Raw genomic sequence first — 22,752 nt, forward strand, 5'->3', positions numbered from 1 at the left:
TATGGATAACTCTGTTGTATCTCCGACAGCCAGAAGGCTGTCGGATTATAAGCCTTATGGTTTTGAAATCCGCTCCGTTGATCTGACCTTTGAACTTGAGCCTGCAAACACGCGGGTGACGAGTAAGCTCAAAGTTAAGAAACAAAACTTACGTCTTAACAAACTGTATCTCGACGGCTCTGGTCTGGAGCTTGTTTCTTTTAAAATAAATGGGCAAGTTTACGAGTCCTATAAAAAAACAGCGTCTGGTCTTGAGGTGGTTTTTCCCTTTGAGAGCGCCGATGTTGAAATCGTGACTCAGTTTAATCCAGAGCAAAACAAAAGCCTGGAAGGCCTTTATTACGCGGCCAGCACCTTCTGTACTCAATGCGAAGCTGAAGGATTTCGAAAAATCTCCTACTATCCAGATAGACCAGATGTACTGTCAGTTTGGTCAGTGAAGATAGTAGCTGATAAGCACAAATATCCCTATTTGTTGTCCAACGGCAATAAAACTGGAGAAGGCACTTTGCCTGATGGTAAACATTGGGTGTCGTGGCATGATCCTTTCAAAAAGCCCTGTTATTTGTTTGCGCTTGTGGCGGGAGACTTTGATTTACTCAGTGATGAATACACAACACAATCTGGGCGCAAGGTGAACCTTGAACTCTATGTCGACAAAGGTAATGCTGGCAGAGGCAGTCACGCCCTCGAGTCGTTGAAAAAGTCTATGAAATGGGACGAAGATACCTTTGGTTTGGAATACGACCTGGATATTTACATGATAGTCGCCGTTGACTTTTTCAATATGGGGGCTATGGAGAACAAAGGTCTTAATGTATTTAACAGCAAGTTTGTCTTGGCGGATGAGGAATCTGCCACTGATGAAGATTATTTTAATGTTGAATCCATTATTGCTCACGAATATTTTCACAATTGGACGGGGAATCGAGTTACCTGTCGAGATTGGTTCCAGTTGAGCCTGAAAGAAGGTTTGACGGTTTTCAGAGATCAGCAGTTTAGCTCAGACATGTCCTCTCACATCAGCAACCGCATTAAGCAGGTGCGAGTAATGAGAGAGCACCAATTTGCTGAAGACGCCGGTCCCATGTCACATCCCATTCGCCCTGAAGAAGTTATTGAAATGAATAACTTTTATACGGTAACGGTTTACGACAAAGGAGCTGAGGTCATACGAATGATCCATACCTTATTGGGAGCCGAAGGGTTTCGCAAGGGCATGGATTTGTATTTTAAACGACACGACGGCCAGGCGGTTACCTGTGATGATTTTGTCGCTGCAATGCAAGATGCCAGCGGGGTCGACCTTGAGCAGTTCAGGCGTTGGTACAGGCAGTCTGGTACGCCTGTAGTCACAGTCAGCAAAAAATATAACAAAGACACTAAAAAACTGGTGATTAAACTGGAGCAGCGCACTCCTGCCACTGCAGATCAAAAACAAAAGCAAGATTTGCATATTCCGGTGGCTTGGGAGCTGTTTGACAAAACTGAAAACAAACACTCTTCAGGTGTCTTTGACTTAAAACAGCAAGCCGATCAATTAATCATTGACGATGTACAGCAGCAGCAGGACATCGTGCTCTTTACCGATTTCTCGGCGCCAGTAAAGATTGAGCAGACTACCAGCACCGAATCTGCCATTGAGGTTATGTTGCATGCCCATGACAGTTTTTCACGATGGGATGCGGCGCAAACGGTTTACTCTGATTTAATCTGGCAAATCAACGATTCTCCGGACAACAGCTGCGCTGAAGTAGAGTCGGCGATCAATGCAATTGTACAAAAGCTCACCGGTGCCAACATTTCCGACCGTGGCTTGTTGTGTGAGCTGCTATCGTTACCGGGATTTGATTATCTGTCTGAGCAGCGAGAAACCCTCGATGTTCTGGCCTTGTATCAGGCGAGAGAGAAAGTAAAACACTTTTTGGCATCAGCGCTAACAGATTTTGCCGCCAGGGTTATTAATGAAGTTTCTTCATCGGAATACCGTTATGCTACGGAAGACGTTGCCATAAGACGATTGAAAAACCTGATGTTGCAATACCATGTGCTAGCCACCGAAGAATTTGGCCACGCTGAGCAACAATTTACAAACGCCACAAATATGACGGATAGCCTTGGTGCGCTCAGTGCAATGCGAACGGAAGCAACACTGCCTCAATTTGAACGACACATGGTGGCTTTTGAAGAGCGCTGGCGTCAAGATGTCTTGGTGTTAGATAAGTGGTTTGCACTGCATGCGGGTACTGACAGAGACGATATTCTCGCAACGATGGATTTACTTACCAGTCATCAACGCTTTAATTTTGACAACCCAAATCGGGTTCGCTCAGTGGTTGGAACCTTCGCTTTTTACAATATTCCACAGTTTCACAAGGCTGATGGCTCGGGGTATCAATATGTTGCAGATAACATAATTCGACTCAATAGTGTTAATCCGCAAGTGGCTGCGCGTATTGTCACACCAATGCTGCGCTGGAAAAAGCTAATGGGTGAGCGCAGAGACAAGATGCAAAATCAGTTGCTGAGAATTGCTGACACACCAGACTTAAGCAAAGACTTGTTTGAGAAGGTGAGTAAGAGTTTGGCTGAATAATCAGCATTTAACGTAAAAATTGCGTAAATATGAAAAGTTATTTTTTCAGCCTGAACATCAATTATCTCGACTGTGAAAACCTTTATCTTCCGCAGCTGAACACCTGCATGATGACCTCAGATTCCGGCGAGCGGGTGCAGTTACCAACCAAAAACTTGCGGCCATTTGTGACGAAAACCGGGATACAGGGAAGATTCCGGTTGCTTGTTGATGAAAATAACAAGATCAAATCCTTTGAAAAAATTGCCTAGCCAGGCTATTACTTCCTGTACACAAAATAAATAATTCTTGATATTACCGAATCTTACCATCGTTTTAACTGGTACGATTAGTTCTTGCGTCCGTTTTAAAATGATGTAATCATTTTGTTAATTATAAGCATGCATTATGTGTTTATAGGGTACACACAACACCAGCCTGCAGAGACAGGGGAGAATAAAAATCATGATCAAAGGGCCTCGTATCTTCAAAAAGTCGCCTCTCGCCATCGGATTGGCTGCTGCCACCGTAATGTCGGTTCCAGCACACAGCGCCAGTTGGGAAGTAGGTGATTTTAACATTACGCTAGACTCAACCTTTTCGCTTGGTACCAGTTATCGTGTCGAAGACAGAGATTTCAGCAAGATTTCTAACAGCAGTCAGCCAAATCTGGACTGGACTGGTTATAACATGACAACCAACGTAATTTATCAAGGCGAAGATATCTGGCGTCTGAATGACGGTGTTGGCTCATATTCAGCCAACGGTGATTTGGGGAATCTCAACTTTGATAGCGGCGAAGCGTTCTCGACTGTCTTTAAGGGTGTGCATGAATTAGACATCAATAAAGGTGATTGGGGGGTCTTCGTGCGTGGTATGTATTACTACGACTTCGAATTGATGGATGATGACCGTCCTTGGCAAAATCCACTCAGTAGCCAATTAAGTGGCAATGACGGTCGCCGTGACATTTGTGATGATCCGCGAGCGAAAGAAAATGCTTGTGCCGATGTGCGTCTGTTAGATGCATTCTTCTATTGGGATACTTACATTGGTGACAAACCATTTAGTTTCCGTATCGGTGATCAGGTGATTTCCTGGGGTGAAAGTACATTCATCCAACACGGTATCAACACCATCAACCCGGTTGATGTCGCCCGTGCCAGAGCTCCGGGTGCAGAACTTAAAGAAGTCTTCATTCCAGTAGGAACCGTATTTGCGTCTTTGGGTCTTACTGATTCGTTCAGTATCGATGCTTACTATCAGTATGAGTTCGAGCGCAGTATCCTGCCTGTTTCAGGTACTTACTTTGGCACCAACGACTTTGCTGGTGACGGTGGTCACCTGAATAACATTCAGCTGAGCTTTACACGCAACCCTGACATCGACCAGGCTTTTTTGATCGACTCATTAAATCAGATTGGTGCTGGCTTAAGAGCAGGTGCGGATTCCGGAGCAATGGGCAGCGCTTTGATTGCACATGCGACTAAAGTGGCTATTCGTGCTGAAGGTGATGCCTTCTACAACGACGCCAGCGATAGCGGTCAATACGGTTTGAAATTTACCTATTTCTCTGAAGAGTTAAATAGTACCGAATTCAGTTTTTATCACCTGAATTACCACAGCAGTCGTCCGTTGTTGTCTGGTATCAGTGCCGATTACACTGGTGCTGCGATCGCCCATGACTTAGGTTACCTGGCGACAAATGAAATCACCGCTTCTAACATTACAGACTTGCAGACCTTTCCTAAAGCGGCGGCTTATTTCCCTGAAGATATCAAATTGTACGGCATGAGCTTTAACACTAGTGTGGGTGAAACTTCCATTGCTGGTGAAATTTCCTTCCGTCCTGACGAGCCGATGCAGATTGATGATGTAACATTGTTGTACGCGGCATTTCCGGAACAGTTGGCAGCGTCGGGTGCGCGCCCTGATCTTGCGGGAATCTCACAGTACGATGCATGGGCAGGTGGTGCGCCGCAGCCGGGCGATTTTATCGACGGTGTCATCGAGTTAGATAGCTTGCAGCTACAGCTAACAGCTTCACATTTGTTTGGTCCAGTGGGTTTTATTGATAATCTGATTGTCCTTGGTGAAGTAGGTTACGTTGAAATCAACGATATGCCAGATCCAAGTGTCTTAGCACTGGAAGCGCCTGGTACCTTCCGTTCAGTACCATTAGTACCAATTAATGGTAATACCCGTGAAGGCTTGCACGTGGCACTGTCTAATGGTCCTGAAACAGGTGCACAGTTCGCTACCGATAGCGCTTGGGGTTATCGTTTATTAGCGGTAGCTGATTTCAACAACGTATACAGCGGTGTGAACTTGCGTGTTCGCTCTACTTTTGCGCACGATGTTGATGGTACTACACCTAATCCATTGTTCTTGTTCACGGAAGACAGAAAGTCCGGCAACGTGAGCTTCACGTTTGATTATCTGAGCAAGATGTCGGCCACATTCTCCTACAACGCCTTCTGGGGTGGTGGTCAGGCGAACGATTTGTCAGATCGTGACTTTGTTTCTCTATCCTTCAACTATGCTATCTAAGGAGCGAATATAATGAAAAAACTGGCCCTTATTGCATCTGCAATTACCCTGGCATTGTCAGTAAACGTAGCCAATGCCAAAGTCTCTGAAGCAGAAGCTGCCAAGTTAGGTACTGAATTAACTCCATTAGGTGGTGAAAAGGCAGGCAATGCTGATGGCAGCATTCCAGCCTGGACAGGTGGTATTACCACTCCTCCTGCAGGCTATACGCCGGGCGATTTTCACCCGGATCCTTTCTCAGATGATAAACCTTTGTTTGAAATTACTTCAGCCAACCTGGAGCAATACAAAGCGTTTTTGTCTCCAGGTCAGATAAAACTTTTCGAAACTTACCCTGATACTTATAGAATGCCTGTTTATCAAACTCGTAGAACAGCATCTAACCCTCAGTGGATTTACGACCAGGCCAAAGTGAATGCTGTAAACGCTGAATTAGTTGAAGGTGGTAACGGGGTTAAAAATGCCTCCGGTGCGATTCCATTCCCAATTCCATCCAATGGTTTAGAGGCGATTTGGAACCACTTGTTGCGTTATCGCGGCCAGGGCGTACAGCGTTTCGGTGGTCAAGCAGCGCCTACGGCGACAGGTAGTTATACCGTGATTGGCTTCGATGATGTATTGATGATCAAATACTCACAAAGAGACGCGACACCTGAGTCTTTGTTTGAAGAGAACGTACTATTCAAATTTAAGCAAAAAGTAACGGTGCCGGCGCGTCTTGCAGGTACTGCACTTTTGGTTCACGAAACCATGGACCAGGTTAAAGAGCCGCGTAAAGCCTGGACTTATAACACTGGTCAGCGACGCGTACGCTTAGCACCTAACGTAGCTTATGACGCACCCGGAACAGCAGCTGATGGTTTGAGAACCAGTGATGACCTGGATATGTTTAACGGTGCACCAGATCGCTACAACTGGGAGCTTAAAGGTAAGCAAGAAATGTATGTTGCTTATAACAACTACAAACTGCACAGCGACCAGGTTAAATACGATGACATTCTTAAACCAGGCCACATCAACCCAGATTTGACTCGTTTTGAGAAACACCGTGTATGGGTGGTAGAAGCGACATTAAAAGAAGGCGTGCGTCACATTTATGAGAAGCGCGTATTCTTCCTGGACGAGGATAGCTGGCAAATCCAGGTTGCTGATATGTACGACAACCGTAACGAGCTTTATCGTGTAAATATCGCTTATGGCGTAAATTATTATGAAGTTCCTACGCATTGGTCTACGCTTGATGTTAACCATGACCTTAATTCACGTCGCTACTTGGCGGTGGGTCTTGATAACGAAGAAAGCATGTACGACTTCTCAGTTGAACTGCAAGATCAAGACTTCACTCCTCAAGCGTTAAGAAGAGAAGGACGTCGTTAAAAACTTCTAATGTTCGGTGGTCCGCAAGGGCCACCAATTTCTGTGTTGAAGGGTTTATGAAATCAGCAAAAACTTTACTTTTTTCTTGTCTACTCTGTTGCTCCGCCATTTCGGCAACCGAATCCTCCTATATCGCGCCGCTTGCCTCAAAATCCATGTTGTTGGATATTACTGCTACAGAGCAAACTTTGTTGGCTGTTGGTGAGAGGGGGCATGTTTTAATTTCAGATGATTCTGGTAGCACCTGGACGCAAAAGGTGGTTCCTACCAAATCAACGTTAACCGCCGCATTTGCATTAGATGACAATATCTGGGCGGTAGGGCACGATGCGGTTATTCTTCATTCCGCTGATAAGGGCGAGACCTGGTCGCAACAACAGTTTTTACCAGAATTAGAGCGCCCGCTTTTGGATGTGTACTTTTTTAACGCCGAACAGGGGATTGCAATCGGTGCTTATGGCGTGTTTTTCAGAACTCAAGACGGTGGACAGTCCTGGGAACGTGAATATCATCCAACTTTTTTACATCCCGATGATCAGGCTTATGTAGAAGAGCTAAAAGCGGAAGACGAAGAGTTTTACCGCCAGGAAATGGCGTCTATCCTACCTCATTTGAATCGTGTCACAGCGGACGAGCAACGCTTGATCGTGGTGGGAGAATCCGGTTTGGTTGCCTTCAGTGATGACTTTGGTGAAAGTTGGCAGCGAGTAGAAACAAATTATTATGGCTCCTTTTTCGGTGTGGCGAAATTGAGCGACGGTACTGTTATGGCCGCAGGGCTCAGAGGGAGTTTATACCTTTCGAAAGATAATATGGAAAATTGGACCAGGGCAGAAGCTAATACTACTGCCACCTTTAATTCAGTTATTCCTGTAACGGAACACAATGCTTTACTTGTTGGTAACAACGGAGCGGTAGCCTATTACAACGATGGAGCCATCAAAGTAACTAAACAAAAAGATGGTGAAAATGTCATAGATGCTGTAACCATGGATAACGAAGCAATTGCGGTATCCGCCGTGGGATTTAAATCTTTTCCTCTGAATTAAGGACATTCACCTGATATGAATTCACTAACTGATCTTCTCGAAAAAATTGTATTCAGACACCGTATGGCGGTGATTGTTCTTTTCCTTGCAGCAACCGTGTTTTTGTTGATGCAGGCAATGCAATTAAAGCTGGATGCAGCCTTTACTAAAAATATCCCGCTAAACCATGAATACATGGTCAATTACATGAAGCACCAAAAGGATTTTGGCGGTGCCAATAATGTGCTCGTTGCTGTCTGCGATAAGAATGGTGATATATTTAACGAAAACTTTTTCATTACGTTGAAGAATGTTCACGATCAGTTGTTTTTTATCCCGGGAGTGGATAGAAGTCTGGTGACCTCTTTATATTCACCCTCAACGCGATTTACTGAGATCGTTGAAGGGGGATTTGCTGGCGGTCCCGTTATTCCAGCTGACTTTTCGCCTTCCTCTCCAGCGGCTTTGCAACTGGTATCCGAGAATATTACTAAAGCCGGAATAGTTGGTCGTCAGGTTTCAAACGATTTTCAATGTGCCATGGTCACCGCACAGCTATTGGAGCTGGATCCTGAAACTGGTGAAAAGCTCGATACCTTAAAACTTGCTGGTCAATTTGAAGAAGAATTGAGAGGGCAGTACGAAAGCGACCAGATCAGTATTCATATCATTGGCTTTGCGAAAATGATTGGCGATGTTGCCAACGGTGCCAAAGACGTTGTGATGTTCTTTACCATCGCCATCGCAATCACTGCCGTAATGGTTTATTTTTTCTCTAAATCCATCATGTTGACCTTCTTGCCACTATTGTGTTCAGTTATTGCAGTGGTGTGGCAGTTAGGGTTGTTAACCGTTATCGGCTTTGGCCTTGACCCCATGTCTATCCTCGTACCGTTTCTGGTCTTCGCTATTGGTGTGAGTCACGGCGTACAGATGATTAATGCAGTTGGCAAAGAAGTGGCTCATGGCGCAACGGCGAAAGTCGCATCGCAAAATGCCTTCAGAAAATTGCTTATCCCCGGCGGTGTGGCATTAATTTCTGATACCGTAGGCTTTATGACGCTACTGGTGATTGATATCGGCATTATTCGAGAGCTGGCCATCACAGCATCAATGGGTGTGGCGGTTATCATACTGACTAACCTAATGCTGCTACCTGTTTTGATGTCTTACCTTAAGCTGAAACCCGGTTGTGCAGAGAAAGCACAAGAGATTACGGAAAGTCGTGTGGATGCCATATGGCAAAAAGTATCTGGTTGTTCTTCAATGAAGGTTGCCAAGTACATTCTGGCGGTAACAGCAGTGTTATTTGTGTTGGGATGGATCCAATCCAAGGAAATGAAGATCGGTGATTTACATGCCGGTGCTCCCGCCCTGCATGAATCTTCCCGTTATAATCAGGATACTTTCTTGATTACTGATAAATTTGAAATCACTGTAGATTATATGTCAGTGCTTGTGGAGACTACTGCAGAAGCCTGTACATCACATGACGTTATGAGCGCCATTGACGAGTTTCAGTGGAAAATGACTAACGTAGAAGGCGTGCAGTCAGCCATCAGTTTGCCGTCTGTGGCCAAGCGCGTTAATGCTGGTTACAACGAGGGTAACTCTAAGTGGAAGGTGCTACCCCGTAATGAGCAGACCATGGTACAAGCCATAGGCAGAGTGCCTACCTCATCTGGCTTACTCAATAGTGATTGCTCGGTTATGCCTGTTATTCTGTTTATGGAAGATCACAAAGCTGAGACCATTACCCGAGTTGTGGAGGCCGTTAAAGAGTTCAGGGCTGAATACGAAACCGAAAATTTGCAATTTAAACTGGCATCTGGACCTGTAGGCGTTATGGCGGCCACTAATGAAGCGGTGGATGCTGCTCAAGACCCAATGATGCTGTATGTATTTGGTGCTGTTATCATACTGTGCTTGATGAGCTTCAGATCGCTGCGAGCAACCTTGTCGGTGGTCATTCCACTGTATGTTGTATCCGTCCTGGCGCAGGCCTTAATGACTTACCTGGAAATTGGCTTAACGGTTTCAACCTTACCTGTAATAGCATTGGGTGTGGGGATTGGTGTCGATTACGGCATTTATATCTTGTCTACCATGAGTCAAAAACTGAAAGAAGGTATGTGCTGTCAAGATGCTTACTTTGAAGCCTTAAAAGAGCGGGGCAGTGCGGTACTCTTCACTGGTATTACGCTAGCAGTTGGCGTCAGTACTTGGGTATTTTCATCCCTTAAGTTCCAAATGGATATGGGAATACTGCTGACATTTATGTTTGTTGTGAATATGTTGGGTGCCATACTGGTATTACCAGCAATAGCCGCTCTGTTCTGGCGTAAGCAAAAATAATATATTGCATAGAGATGCACAAAATAAATAAAAAATGGCCTTTCAGGTCATTTTTTATTTGTAATGCCTGAATATTTATTTTTTGCACTTCGGCCAGGTGTAAATTTCTCTTTAATATTCAGTTATATTCATGGAAAATATTGCAAAATCTGGTCTCTGAACCAGGCTTATCAGAGATTGGCAAAACCCTACATTAAGCCCAACATTACAAGGTATTGAAATGACGGTATCTACAAACGCACATTCTGTCCTTCTGGATAACGTGTACCAACTTATAAAAAACAAAGTAGATAAAGACAAACAAGAACTGGTATTCCAGTTTGCTAAAAATTTATATCAAAACGTCGCTAACACGGATCTGGATGGTCGAAGTGATAGCGACCTTTATGGCGCGGTTCTGAGTCTCTGGAATGAGTTCGCCAACTTCAATAGTGAAAAGTCTTTTATCCGGGTATTTAATCCGGATGTGGCTAAACACGGCTGGCAATCTACTTACACTATTGTGGAAATCATTGTTAAGGATATGCCCTTCCTTGTAGATTCGGTGCGCATGTCTTTAAACCGCCTTGGTATTACTTCTCACCTGCTTCTTCACAGCCCAGTATACATCGAGAGAGACGGCGACTCTAAGTTGTTGAAGTTTGGCGAATCTGGAAAAGCTGATGAGAGCAATAAAGAAACTGTATTTCTAATCGAAGTAGACCGACAAACAACACGTCGTAAGCTGGATGCACTGGCAAAAGAAATTGAATCAGTTGTAGATGAAGTCTCTCTAGCGGTGAGTGACTGGCAAGCAATGCGTGAGCGTCTTAAGTCCATTATCGCAGGCTTTAAAAAGGCACCAGTACCATGCAGCGATGAGCAAAAGAAAGAAGCAGAGCGTTTTCTTGCTTGGGTTGAAGATCACAATTTCACCTTGATGGGCTATCGCCATTATGCTGCTAAAGGCATCAAAGGTGATTATCGTTGGATAGCTGACAATGATTCGAGCCTGGGCCTGATGAAAAATTCTATTAGCGACCGCGAAAGAGTGCTTTCAAAATTGCCGCTGTCTGCACGTCAGGAAACTCTTAGCCACAAGCCCTTAATTTTAACTAAAACCAATTCAAGATCCCGAGTACATCGTCCTGCCTACATGGATTACATCGGTATAAAGAGTTTTGATGAAAAGGGCAATGTGATCGCGGAGGACCGTTTCCTCGGTTTGTATTCTGCGTCTTTTTACAATAGCAGCGCGCTGCAGTTACCGGTTTTGAAAGATAAGATCCAGCGTATTTGTGATGCCTCTGGTTTCGAGCGTGGCACGCACGCTTACAAAGCGTTATTGAACATCATGGAAACCTATCCGCGCGATGAAATCCTGCAGACGACAGATGAAGAGTTGTTAAAGATCGTTGTTGGAATATTTCAGATGCAGGAGCGGGGTATTTCGCGCTTGTTCGTACGCAAGGATATTTTCGGTCGCTTTTTCTCATGCATGGTTTTTGTGCCGAGAGAGCGCTACAACACCGCATTGCGCAAAGAAACCCAGGCGCTGTTGAAAAAATCTTTTGGTAGCGACAAAGAAGTCGAGTTCACTACCTATTTCTCTGAGTCAGTATATGCCCGCACACACTACATTGTTCGGGTTGATAACAACAATGTTGAAGTAAACGTGAAGGAAATAGAGAAGAACATCGTGGAACTATCAAAAAGTTGGGATGACAAGCTGGGGTCTGCCATCAGAGCCAGCTACGGGCAGTCTAAAGGCAAAGCATTGGAACAAAAGTACGACAGTGCGTTTTCTCGTTCCTACAAAGAGCAAAATCTGCCAGGGACAACAGTGGTAGATATTGAGAAGCTGGAGCTGCTTAGCGATGAGCATCGCCTGGATATGTTGTTTTATCGTCCACAAGAAGAGTCTAAGAACAGCGAAGCTGTTCGCTTGAAACTGTTCCACAAAAAAGAGCCAATCCACTTGTCCGCAGTCTTACCTGTTCTGGAAAATTTTGGTCTGCGAGTGATTGACGAAACACCTTATGAAGTCAAGTGTGCTGAAGGCGACGTCAATTGGGTGATGGATTTTTCCATGCTACATAGCACCATTTCAAAAATGGATATTGTTAAGGCTCAATCTCTGTTCCAGGATGCGTTTTCAAAAGTATGGAACGACGATTTAGAAGACGATGCCTTCAACCGATTGGTTTTAGGTGCCGGATTAACGGGACGTAAAGTGACAATACTGCGTGCTTACGCAAAGTATATGCGTCAAACGGGCAGCTCTTTTAGCAACAGCTATATTGCCCGCACCCTGGACCGTTACCCTCATATCGCGACGTTAATTATCAGTCTGTTTGAAGCCAGATTTAATCCTGCGAAAGACGCGGATAACGATAAGGTTGAGGCTCTGCAGCAAGAAATTAAATTGCAGCTTGATCAGGTAGCTAATCTGGACGACGACAGAATTATCCGTCGCTATCTTGATATGATCATGGCTACCTTGCGTACTAACTTCTATCAGGCTGATAAAGAAGGTAATGAGAAACCCTACATTTCCTTTAAGTTCTTACCAGAACTTATTCCTGATATGCCATTGCCACTGCCCAAGTACGAAATTTTTGTTTATTCACCACTGGTGGAAGGTGTGCACCTTCGCGGTGGAAAAGTCGCGCGTGGTGGTTTGCGTTGGTCCGACAGACAAGAAGATTTCCGTACCGAGGTACTGGGACTGGTAAAAGCTCAACAGGTTAAAAATACCGTTATTGTGCCAGTGGGTGCCAAGGGCGGTTTTGTCTGTAAGAAACTACCTTTGTCTGAAGGTCGCGATGCCATCTTTAAGGCTGGACAGGATTGCTACCGTATTTTCATTCGCAGTTTGTTGGATATCACCGATAACATTGTCGATGGCAATATAGTCCACCCAGAAAATGTAGTGCGCCATGATGAAGACGACCCGTATCTGGTTGTTGCTGCCGACAAAGGAACCGCTACTTTCTCTGATATCGCTAACAGTATCTCTGATGAGTACGGTTTTTGGCTTGGGGATGCCTTTGCTTCGGGTGGCAGCGTCGGCTATGACCATAAGGGCATGGGCATAACAGCCCGTGGTGCTTGGGAATCCGTTAAGCGTCATTTCCGTGAAATGGGTATTGATTGTCAAACTACTGATTTTACCTGTCTTGCCGTAGGTGATATGGCGGGTGACGTATTTGGCAATGGCATGTTGTTGTCTAAGCACACTCGTTTGGTGTGTGCGTTTAACCACTTACATATCTTCTTCGACCCGAACCCTGATGCGGCTAAAACCTGGGTAGAGCGCAAGCGTTTATTTGACAACCCAAAATTGGGCTGGGAAGACTATGATAAATCCCTGATCTCAAAGGGGGGTGGTGTTTTCTCTCGTTCTGCTAAGTCCATTTCCTTAACGCCGGAAATGCAAAAATGGTTGGATACAAAGGCCACGAGTCTGACACCTAACCAGCTTATTCATGCAGCCTTGAAGATGCCAGTGGACCTTATCTGGAATGGCGGTATCGGTACCTATGTTAAAAGCTCCAAAGAAAGTCACGCGGAATGTGGTGACAGAGCTAACGACGATGTGCGCGTTAACGGTAGTCAGGTTAAAGCCAAGATTGTTGGCGAAGGTGGTAATCTGGGTCTGACTCAACTAGGACGCGTTGAATACGCTGCTGCAGGTGGGCGTGTTAACACCGACTTTATTGATAACGTTGGTGGCGTTGATTGCTCGGACAACGAAGTTAACATCAAGATCTTGTTGAACTCGTTAGTGAATGCGGGTGATTTAACCGTTAAGCAACGCAATAAACTGCTTTATGACATGACTGACGACGTAGCTGACCTGGTACTACAGGATTGTTATCGCCAGACCCTAAGCATGTCCATCACTCACCAAACGGGTGTCGGTTCATTGAAAGAGCAACTGCGCTTTGTACATGCACTCGAGCGAGATGGTGTGTTAAACCGGGAGTTGGAATTTATCCCTTCAGATGATGACCTTTCGGAGAGATTGTCTCGTGGTAAGGGCTTCACGCGTCCGGAACTTTCAGTGTTGATTTCTTATGGAAAAATGGTGCTCAAAGAGCAATTGAACATTCCTGAAATCACAGATAATCCTTATCACGGTAAGTTATTGGTAAGTGCGTTCCCGGAGGTATTGCAAAAGAAATTTGCAGCTAAAATGGAAGAACATCCTCTTAGAGCTGAAATCATTGCCACTAAATTAGCCAATAATATGGTTAATGATATGGGCCTCAATTTCTTGTTCCGCATGCGTGAAGAGACAGGCGCGGCAGTGCACGAGATTGCCAATGCTTATGCTGTTATTCGAGGGGTGTTTGGTGTTGAAACACTGTGGTCTGCAGTTGAAGAGCTAGATAACAAAATTTCAGCAGAAGTGCAGTTGCAAATGTTTGATACTATCAGACGCACATTGCGTCGTGGCTCCCGTTGGTATATGCGTCATGGTAAGAAGGGACAGGCGCTACAAACCTGTATTGATAGCTACACTAAAACCTTTGTCAATGTCAGTGAGAATCTGAAATCTTATCTTGTTCCTTCGGAATACAAGCAATTGCAGGCGAACATTGATAACTACGTAAATGCGGGTGTGCCAGAAACGATTGCCACCAGAGTAGCAAGCTTAGGTAACCTGTTCTCAAGTCTGGATTTGGCGCAAATCGTTGCTGAGCAAGATAAAGATACCGCATTGATTGCGCGACTTTACTACCTGCTGGGCTCAGAGTTGGAGTTACATTGGTTCCTTGATCAGATCAACAAGCAAACGGTTTCCAATCATTGGCAGGCGCTTGCACGTTCTTCTTATCGCGAGGAGCTGGACTGGCAACAACGGTTATTAACGGTTGGTATTCTAAATAACGCCACAGAAAGTACCGATGTTCAGGAAATTCTAGATAAATGGATTAAAGAGCACCAATTCTTGTTAGAACGCTGGTATCATATGATGGCCGAGTTTAAAACAAGTAGTACTCATGAGTTTGCTAAGTTCTCTGTTGCATTGCGAGAGCTGGGCTTGTTGAGTTTAAACTGCGATTAATTCTATCAGTATTAGAAAAACCCGGTGATGACCGGGTTTTTTATTTTTTAGGGATACGTAATGTATTGGTTAGCACAGAAGTTGCTGTTTAATCTAGACGCTGAAGTTAGTCACGATCTCACTATTAATTTTCTCAAGCGCTCGCAAAATACTCCATTGCAAGGTTTGTATCAGCAATCCGTTGCCAACAAACCCTGCCAGTTTGTCGGTCTGGACTTGCCCAACCCTTTGGGCTTAGCTGCTGGGCTGGATAAAAATGGCGAATGTATTGATGCCTTTGCCGCCATGGGATTTGGTTTTATTGAAGTGGGGACGGTCACGCCTAAACCACAGGCTGGTAACGACAAACCCCGCTTATTTCGACTTAAAGATGCACAGGCCATCATTAATCGCATGGGCTTCAATAATAAAGGTGTGGATTACCTTGTGGAGCAAGTTAAGCAAGCACAATACAAGGGCGTTTTGGGCATCAATATTGGTAAAAACAAAGTTACGCCAGAAGAGCAAGCTCTGGATGATTACTTGATATGTATGCGCAAAGTGTATGAGCATGCCAGCTACATTACGATTAATATTTCGTCTCCTAACACCCCCGGATTGCGCAACTTGCAATATGGTGAAGCGCTGGAAGCTTTGTTGGCAGGCATTAAGACAGAGCAACAAGTACTACGGGATAAGCACGGTAAACAGGTTCCTGTTTTAGTAAAAATAGCGCCTGATCTGACTAACGAAGAGATTCTTGGCATTGCCGACTCACTGAAAAAATCCCAGGTAGAAGGGGTGATTGCAACCAATACCACCATCACTCGAGAAGGCGTCGAGGGATTGCGCTGGGCTAAAGAAGCTGGAGGTTTGAGCGGCAGCCCGTTAACTCAAAAAAGTCAGAGTGTGACAGAACAGTTGGCAGAAGCGTTGGCAGGTGAAATACCCATAATGGGCGTCGGAGGAATCGACTCTGCTGATGCCGCAAAAAATCGTCTGGCGGCTGGTGCACAGGTTCTACAAGTGTATTCCTCATTTATTTATCAAGGTCCACAGCTGATTAAAGACATTGTTGAAGGTATTTAAAGGGTGACATTTCCCATCCCGGACTCCAGGTGGCATTGGTTGGTGCAGGATGCGACGTCTGAGCTTGTCTTGGATGTTGGTGATGGCCAGCCCATTGCTACTGCAATTAGTTGTCGCCATTTAAGGGATAAGGGGTTACAGACAGCTTCTTTTTCTGTGGCTCAAACTCAGCTTTATATGGAGCTACTGGAAAATCCTGCGTTAACACCTCTACAAGAAAATGATGGCTTTGCATTTTTGATCCTTATTAATGCCATCGCTGCAGCTTTTTTCCATAAAGAAGTCGCCGCCAAAAATTGGCATTATCAAGTGAATGCGTTGTCGAAGCAGACTTTTGCTGCCCATGAATTAGCGGCGGTGGAGAGTAAATATGCTCAATGTGATGTACTATTACTGTCACAACACGGCGCTTTTTTTAATTGTTTGTTGTTACAAGCTTTGCAATTAGACGAGCAAAAACACTTGCCTATGTTTACATTGATAAAAGTGAGTGATGACAGATTATTTGATTTCTCAGGCCAATGCCTGACACAGTTTGGATAAGCATACTTTCATGCACAAAATATTAATTACCTCCGCACTGGGCCTTGAAGACTTATTGGTGACAGAAATACAAGGTTTGTTACCCCACCTCGAATGCCAGAAAAAGCCGGGTCAGGTATTAACCGCAGCCGAATTGCAAGATATCTATACTTTGTGTTTATGGTCGCGATTGGCTAACCGGGTTCTATTGCAGCTTACCTATGGCAAAATTGAAACTGGGGACGACCTGTATCGGCTGGCCAGTGAAGTTGACTGGAGCAAGCATTTCGGCTTGCGCGACACCTTTGCCGTGGATTTTTATGGCAGTAATAAAGAGATTAGAAATACCCAATTTGGCGCCTTAAAAATTAAGGATGCCATCGTGGATAAATTTCTGGAAACCCAGTCGGTCCGTCCAAATGTCGATAAAAACAACCCCGACATTCGCATTCAAGGTCGTATTCATCGAGACAATGCCGCTATCTACCTGGATATGTCTGGCGGTAGTTTGCATCTGCGCCACTACCGGCAAGAAACCGGCCCAGCACCTATCAGAGAAAACCTGGCGTTTGCTATGTTAATGCGCAGCGGCTGGACCCAAAACACAGAACAACCTTTGTGCGATCCTATGTGCGGCTCTGGTACGATTGCTATTGAAGCCGCTTTGTACAAGGCAAATATTGCGCCCGGACTACAACGCAAACGCTGGGGCTTTAGCCATTGGCTTAAGCACAATGACGCACAATGGAAAGTTATCCAGAGTACCGCTCTAAAGCGCCAAAAATCTCCTTCAATTGGGATCTACGCCGGAGAGATTAGCCATAAACTCATCAGTATTGCGAAACAAAACGCAAAGGCTGCTGGGGTGGATGAGTTTATTCAGTTTACCCATAAAGACGCTACTGAATATGTGCCTGCTTGCGACAAACCGGGCTACTTAGTGAGTAACCCTCCTTATGGCGAACGCTTGAGTGATTTCAACCGTTTACTACCTATCTTTCAGCAGTGGGGCACTTGGTTAAAACAGCACTATGCGAATTGGCATCTGGCATTGTTAACTTCCAACCGCGAATTGTTAAAACAAATGAAACTCGCGTCATCCCGCAGCTATAAGCTGAAAAACGCCAACCTGGATTGTGAGCTAGTGCTGTTCCATATGGTGGACAGGAATCTGGCTGAGTTGCAACACGAGGCGAAACTGGATGGTGATTTTGCCAATCGCTTAAAGAAAAATTGGGACAAAACCAAGCGTTGGCTGAAAAAGCAAAATACTGAATGCTACCGTATATATGACGCTGATCTACCCGAATACAATGTCGCGATAGACAGGTATGGTGACGGCCTGGTTATTCAGGAGTACGCTGCGCCTAAAAATATCCCTGAGCAAAAAACCAAAGCGCGTTTGCAGGAGATTTTGCTGGTCGCGCCGCAGGTTCTGGGTATTGCGCCTGAAAATGTCGCCCTCAAAGTTCGTGAAGTTAAAAAGGGAAAGAACCAGTACGAAAAGGTATCCAGGCAAAACAAAATGCTGGAAGTGCAAGAGAATGGCGCGAAGTTTCTGGTAAACCTGTTTGACTATCTCGATACAGGTTTGTTTCTCGACCATCGCGATACCCGCTGTATAGTTCGCGACATGAGTAAAGGCAAGCGAGTTCTCAATCTGTTTTCTTACACCGGCTCAGTTTCTGTTTACGCCGCACTGGGCGGAGCACAATCCGTTACCACTGTGGACATGTCGAATACTTATCTGGATTGGGCAAAGCAAAACTTTGAGTTAAACAAGTTGCGTGGCAAATATCAGTTTATCAAAGCGGATGTGACAACCTGGCTGGAACAAAACCGGGAAAAATACGATTTGATTTTTATTGATCCGCCGTCATTTTCCAACTCCAAAAGTATGGACAACACCTGGGATGTGCAGCGAGATCATGTGACGCTATTAGCGGATGCAAAAAACAGCCTTGCTGAAAATGGAGTGATTGTATTTTCGAATAATCTGCGCAATTTTAAAATGTCTTCAGAGGTTCAGGATAAATTGGGGTTGTCAGTGACTAATATCACCGCTGAAACAATCCCTGAAGACTTCAAGCGCAATAGTAAAATTCATCATTGTTTTTTGCTGCAAGTACAATAAGAAAAGTAGTTATGAACGACCTAATTCTATATTCAGGCACAGATTGTCATTTGTGTGATCTGGCCAAAGAAATGCTGGACCAACAAGGTGTAAACAGCCAGCAGCTGACCCAAATTAATGTCAAAGAACAACGAGAGTATTACCACCAATACGGTGCCAGGATCCCGGTACTCAAAAAGGTCTCCACCGGGGAAGAGCTGGGCTGGCCATTTGAACCAGAGCAATTACAGGAGTTTATAGGCTAATGTTACTGCAGTTAAAAGATGCCTGTATAGCATTTGGCCATAAACCCCTGGTGGAGAAAGGCAACCTTACCTTAAATCCTGGTGAACGCATGTGTTTGGTGGGGAGAAATGGTACCGGAAAGTCCACATTACTTAAGTTAATCGCTGGACAACAGCCATTAGATGATGGCCAGCGAATCGTTAATGCGGAAACGGTCATTGCCGTGCTACCTCAAGATCCGCCTGCACTGGCAAATATTTCGGTGTTTGACTATATTGCCGAAGGTTTGCAAGAGATTGGTGAGTTGATTAAGCAATACCATGAAGTTGTTAATGTAGTGGCAGAGGATCCGTCAGAGCAAAATCTGGCGACGCTTGACGGCTTGCAAAAACAGCTGGACGCGAAACAAGGTTGGCAATTGGAACAGCGCATTGAGCAAGTTATTTCCCTATTGCAGTTGGATGCGGATGCCACGCTAGAATCACTTTCAGGTGGTTGGCGACGCAAAGCGGCTCTGGCGAAAGCCCTGGTACGCAAACCCGATATTTTGTTATTAGATGAGCCGACTAACCATTTGGATATTGAGATGATCAATTGGCTCGAAAACCAGTTAATGGATTACCAAGGGGCGATGGTATTTGTTAGTCACGATAGGGCCTTTATTCGCAGAGTGGCCAACAAAATTGTTGATCTCGACAGAGGTGTGTTAACCGAATATCCCGGTGATTATGCAAAATACCTTGTAAAAAAAGCGGAAGACCTTGAAGTACAGGCCACACAAGATGCTCTTTTTGATAAGAGACTTAGCCAGGAAGAAACCTGGATTCGACAAGGGATAAAAGCGCGACGCACTCGCAATGAAGGACGGGTTAGAGCGCTGAAAGCGATGCGTGACGAATATGCGCAGCGTCGCAAGGTGCAAGGCAATGCTAGCATTCAATTAAGTGACGGCCAAAAATCCGGTAAGCGCGTGTTCGAAGCAAAGGGCTTGAGTTACAGTATTGATGGCACACCTTTGGTGAATAACCTGGATTTACAGGTGATGCGCGGAGATAAACTCGCATTGGTAGGGCCAAATGGCTGCGGCAAGAGTACTCTCATCAAACTCCTTTTAGGACAACTCACGCCGGACAAAGGTAGTGTTCGCCAGGGCACTAATCTGGAAATTGCTTATTTTGATCAACATCGAGAACAGCTTGATCCTGATAAAGCGGTTATTGATGTTGTGGCAGATGGCAAACGAGAGATTGATCTTAATGGTCGCAGTCGCCACGTTATCAGCTATTTGCAAGATTTTTTGTTTTCACCTGAACGAGTGCAATCGCCAGTATCTTCATTATCTGGTGGAGAAAAAAATCGATTGTTGTTAGCCAAGATCCTGTCCAAACCCGGCAATTTATTGATTTTGGATGAACCCACCAACGATCTGGATGTAGAAACGCTGGAACTGCTGGAAGAGACGCTTAGCAATTATCAAGGAACATTGATCCTGGTTAGCCATGATCGTGAATTTGTGGATAATGTGGTAACGTCTAGCTGCTTTTTTGAGGGGCAGGGACAGATTCAGCAATTTGTCGGCGGTTATGAAGAGATTAAGCGCTGGTATGGCGAACAGGAAAAAAATCGAAAATCTGCTGTAAAGGTTGAAACTTCTGCCAGTTCCGAGAGTCGAAAAACCGTTTCGAGCGGCACGAAAAACAAAAAGCTCAGTTACAAATTGCAATTGGAATTAGATGAGTTACCTGAAAAACTGGAGTCATTGGAAAATAAAGTCCAGGAATATCAGGAACTCATTAGTGAGCCAGCCTTTTACAATCGTGAGGCGAAAGAGGTGTCCGATACCTTGAGTTTGTTAGCCGAGACAGAACAACAATTGGAACAAGCCTATGCCAGATGGGATGAGCTTGAGAGTATGAAACAGGAAGCAACGAATTAATGAAATATTTTAAGTTAGCCAAAGTCGCATTAGTATCCTTGGCGGTTTTCTCACAGTCTTCGCAAGGGGCTTTGTATCAGATTTCTGAGGTGAATACTCAGGCTGTTTCTAAGAACGCATTTCCGGCAGATATGAACGAGTCAGGTGATGTTGTTGTAGCAGTGACATTCGACAGTATATTCCCTTTACCGGAATACAATATTCCCATTGACCTTTCCCTCATCGATTTTGAAAATGAAGACCTTCAGGATGCGTTAACCGACATTGAGGCGGCGCAAAATGGCAACTTTAACTTGGAAGACTACGCTACCATCCTCAACCTTATCCGTTCTGGCCAGGGCTCACTCACCACCCAAAGATTAGTACCATGGTTGAGCTATGTTGTTGAAAATGGCGTAGTGGAATACATCCCTGCTTTTGATGAAATTGATGCTGATTACTCAGGTTACACCAAAAGCTTAGAGACGCGTGTCAGTGCCATAAATGACAATGGCGTTGTTGTTGGAATTTCACAAGCTCGCCCTACGAAACTGGATTATATTAACGAATCCGGTGATGAGTTCACCTTCTTAGTCAGAGAGTTTGGCGCACGTGGCTTTGTGGATCTCAATGGTATTAATGTGGGATTGGTATCAGATTCAGAACTCGCAGGTGGCTACACAGAAGCGCACGATGTGAACAACAGTTTGCAAGTGGTTGGAATTGAAGTGTTCGAGCCAAATGACACTATTAGTGACGCCGCAGAAAATTGTGAAGATGATGAGTTGCGTGGTGATCAACCTTTAGAAGTCTGCTTGCAGATATTGCACAGCTCTTTGTATGGTTCACACAATCGTAGGGCGGTTATCTGGGAGCTGGACACAGACGGTAATGTGGTGGAGAAAAAGACATTTGGATTGCCTTTTGAGCGGGAAGAAGACGATGAGCGTCTATTTGTCAGTGAGGCTTTAGCCATCAATGAAAATGGACTGGCAGTGGGGCTTGCCACCAACTTTTACGAAGATAACACTGACTTTGAATCAACTTATGCCGCTATTTTTAGTGGTGAAGAAGTTGTCTCGTTTACTGACAGAAATGAGTACTTTAGTAGTATTGCCACAGACATTAATGACAACAACCTGGTGACAGGCTATGCGCTCAAGGACGTGAATGGAATTCGTCGCACCAAGTTTTTTGTATACGATGTTAATTCCACTGAAATCACTTTTCCTGATGACTTTTTCCCCGGCTCTTCCAGTGTCTCCAGAGGGATCAACAATCTAGGTCAGGTTGTAGGTGAGGGTGAGGTTGAAACTACCCTGTCCAGCGATCGTCGTCGCGAAGCATTTATTTATGATAGCAATGACGATACCTTCCAAAATCTGAATGATTTAACCAGTTGTGATACGCCTTACACTCTGGTGCAGGCACACAGTATTAATGACAGTGGACAAATCGTTGCTTTGGCTCGTGTAAGACGCGCCAATACTGATATTCAAGGTAACATCAGTCTTAATGATGATGGCACTGAAAGTGAATCCGACCAGTTCGTGTCTGTTGTGCTGAACCCTATCGCAGGTGGCGAGATTGATGATTGTAGCGATACGGACTCGCAAACTGATACCCAAGAACGCCAAGGCGGCTCATCTGGTTGGGGGTTGTTAATGCTGTTGCTTTTACCTCTGACAAGACGGTTTAGAAGATAAACTTATCCTTGTTAAAAAGCCGCAGTCGCGGCTTTTTTTATGCCATATTTTTAACAATGAGGGGTGTTTAATTGCGCGTAATTAAAAATGTAATAATTATGCAAAAATGTTGTAAAGAAAAAGATAGCGAAAATTCATTAACTTATCTGATGTCAATAGCAACTCAATAAAATTAACCCTTGAACCATTGGTCAAGATCCTCTATTTCATAGTGTGTGGGTATTCAACTCACAACAGCAAATGA

13 protein-coding genes are annotated in these 22,752 nt (G+C 44.7%); all 13 read left to right on the forward strand.

Annotated elements, in window-relative coordinates:
* Position 1 precedes the first annotated feature (1 nt).
* The 13 genes from pepN to AABA75_RS09840 all read left to right on the forward strand — a co-directional run bounded on the left by pepN (position 2) and on the right by AABA75_RS09840 (position 22,508).
* A complete protein-coding gene (pepN, locus tag AABA75_RS09780) occupies positions 2 to 2,596 on the forward strand; it encodes an aminopeptidase N (RefSeq protein WP_338292423.1) in 2,595 nt (864 codons plus the stop codon).
* A 29-nt stretch (positions 2,597 to 2,625) separates the two neighbouring features.
* Entirely contained in the window at positions 2,626 to 2,847 is a 222-nt protein-coding gene (locus AABA75_RS09785) for a DUF2835 family protein (RefSeq protein ID WP_338292424.1), read from the forward strand.
* Between the two features lie 193 nt (positions 2,848 to 3,040).
* Positions 3,041 to 5,125: a DUF1302 domain-containing protein gene (locus AABA75_RS09790; protein WP_338292425.1), complete on the forward strand. Its 2,085-nt coding sequence runs from the start codon at positions 3,041 to 3,043 to the stop codon at positions 5,123 to 5,125.
* A gap of 9 nt (positions 5,126 to 5,134) precedes the next feature.
* Entirely contained in the window at positions 5,135 to 6,502 is a 1,368-nt protein-coding gene (locus tag AABA75_RS09795; RefSeq protein ID WP_338294832.1) for a DUF1329 domain-containing protein, read from the forward strand.
* Positions 6,503 to 6,558: 56 nt separating this feature from the next.
* On the forward strand, positions 6,559 to 7,551 hold the full coding sequence (locus AABA75_RS09800; RefSeq protein WP_338292426.1) for a WD40/YVTN/BNR-like repeat-containing protein: 993 nt from the start codon (positions 6,559 to 6,561) through the stop codon (positions 7,549 to 7,551).
* Positions 7,552 to 7,566: 15 nt separating this feature from the next.
* Positions 7,567 to 9,885 carry an efflux RND transporter permease subunit gene (locus AABA75_RS09805; protein ID WP_338292427.1) on the forward strand — a complete coding sequence of 773 codons (2,319 nt, stop codon included), beginning with the start codon at positions 7,567 to 7,569 and terminating at the stop codon, positions 9,883 to 9,885.
* Between the two features lie 220 nt (positions 9,886 to 10,105).
* Complete coding sequence (locus AABA75_RS09810; protein ID WP_338292428.1) at positions 10,106 to 14,938, forward strand: NAD-glutamate dehydrogenase; 4,833 nt, start codon at positions 10,106 to 10,108, stop codon at positions 14,936 to 14,938.
* A 60-nt stretch (positions 14,939 to 14,998) separates the two neighbouring features.
* Positions 14,999 to 16,006 carry a quinone-dependent dihydroorotate dehydrogenase gene (gene pyrD / locus AABA75_RS09815; RefSeq protein ID WP_338292429.1) on the forward strand — a complete coding sequence of 336 codons (1,008 nt, stop codon included), beginning with the start codon at positions 14,999 to 15,001 and terminating at the stop codon, positions 16,004 to 16,006.
* Between the two features lie 3 nt (positions 16,007 to 16,009).
* On the forward strand, positions 16,010 to 16,549 hold the full coding sequence (locus AABA75_RS09820; protein WP_338292430.1) for a cell division protein ZapC domain-containing protein: 540 nt from the start codon (positions 16,010 to 16,012) through the stop codon (positions 16,547 to 16,549).
* A 10-nt stretch (positions 16,550 to 16,559) separates the two neighbouring features.
* The gene (rlmKL, locus tag AABA75_RS09825; protein WP_338292431.1) at positions 16,560 to 18,662 is read left to right on the forward strand and encodes a bifunctional 23S rRNA (guanine(2069)-N(7))-methyltransferase RlmK/23S rRNA (guanine(2445)-N(2))-methyltransferase RlmL; all 2,103 of its coding nucleotides are present in this window, start codon (positions 16,560 to 16,562) and stop codon (positions 18,660 to 18,662) included.
* Between the two features lie 11 nt (positions 18,663 to 18,673).
* Positions 18,674 to 18,907 carry a glutaredoxin family protein gene (locus tag AABA75_RS09830; protein ID WP_338292432.1) on the forward strand — a complete coding sequence of 78 codons (234 nt, stop codon included), beginning with the start codon at positions 18,674 to 18,676 and terminating at the stop codon, positions 18,905 to 18,907.
* The gene (gene uup, locus AABA75_RS09835; RefSeq protein ID WP_338292433.1) at positions 18,907 to 20,823 is read left to right on the forward strand and encodes an ATP-binding cassette ATPase Uup; all 1,917 of its coding nucleotides are present in this window, start codon (positions 18,907 to 18,909) and stop codon (positions 20,821 to 20,823) included. Before AABA75_RS09830 ends, uup begins: the two co-directional genes overlap by 1 nt.
* Positions 20,823 to 22,508 carry a DUF3466 family protein gene (locus AABA75_RS09840; protein WP_338292434.1) on the forward strand — a complete coding sequence of 562 codons (1,686 nt, stop codon included), beginning with the start codon at positions 20,823 to 20,825 and terminating at the stop codon, positions 22,506 to 22,508. The genes uup and AABA75_RS09840 overlap by 1 nt, the downstream gene beginning before the upstream one ends.
* Positions 22,509 to 22,752 lie beyond the last annotated feature (244 nt).

Origin of the sequence: Planctobacterium marinum (assembly GCF_036322805.1) — a bacterium.
Classification (GTDB): Bacteria; Pseudomonadota; Gammaproteobacteria; order Enterobacterales; family Alteromonadaceae; genus Planctobacterium; species Planctobacterium marinum_A.

Bases quoted from the DNA above. Each gene is read 5' to 3' on its own strand.
- pepN (WP_338292423.1), top strand. From the start codon at position 2: ATGGATAACTCTGTTGTATCTCCGACAGCCAGAAGGCTGTCGGATTAT.
- AABA75_RS09785 (WP_338292424.1), top strand. From the start codon at position 2,626: ATGAAAAGTTATTTTTTCAGCCTGAACATCAATTATCTCGACTGTGAA.
- AABA75_RS09790 (WP_338292425.1), top strand. From the start codon at position 3,041: ATGATCAAAGGGCCTCGTATCTTCAAAAAGTCGCCTCTCGCCATCGGA.
- AABA75_RS09800 (WP_338292426.1), top strand. From the start codon at position 6,559: ATGAAATCAGCAAAAACTTTACTTTTTTCTTGTCTACTCTGTTGCTCC.
- AABA75_RS09805 (WP_338292427.1), top strand. From the start codon at position 7,567: ATGAATTCACTAACTGATCTTCTCGAAAAAATTGTATTCAGACACCGT.
- AABA75_RS09810 (WP_338292428.1), top strand. From the start codon at position 10,106: ATGACGGTATCTACAAACGCACATTCTGTCCTTCTGGATAACGTGTAC.
- pyrD (WP_338292429.1), top strand. From the start codon at position 14,999: ATGTATTGGTTAGCACAGAAGTTGCTGTTTAATCTAGACGCTGAAGTT.
- rlmKL (WP_338292431.1), top strand. From the start codon at position 16,560: ATGCACAAAATATTAATTACCTCCGCACTGGGCCTTGAAGACTTATTG.
- AABA75_RS09830 (WP_338292432.1), top strand. From the start codon at position 18,674: ATGAACGACCTAATTCTATATTCAGGCACAGATTGTCATTTGTGTGAT.
- uup (WP_338292433.1), top strand. From the start codon at position 18,907: ATGTTACTGCAGTTAAAAGATGCCTGTATAGCATTTGGCCATAAACCC.
- AABA75_RS09840 (WP_338292434.1), top strand. From the start codon at position 20,823: ATGAAATATTTTAAGTTAGCCAAAGTCGCATTAGTATCCTTGGCGGTT.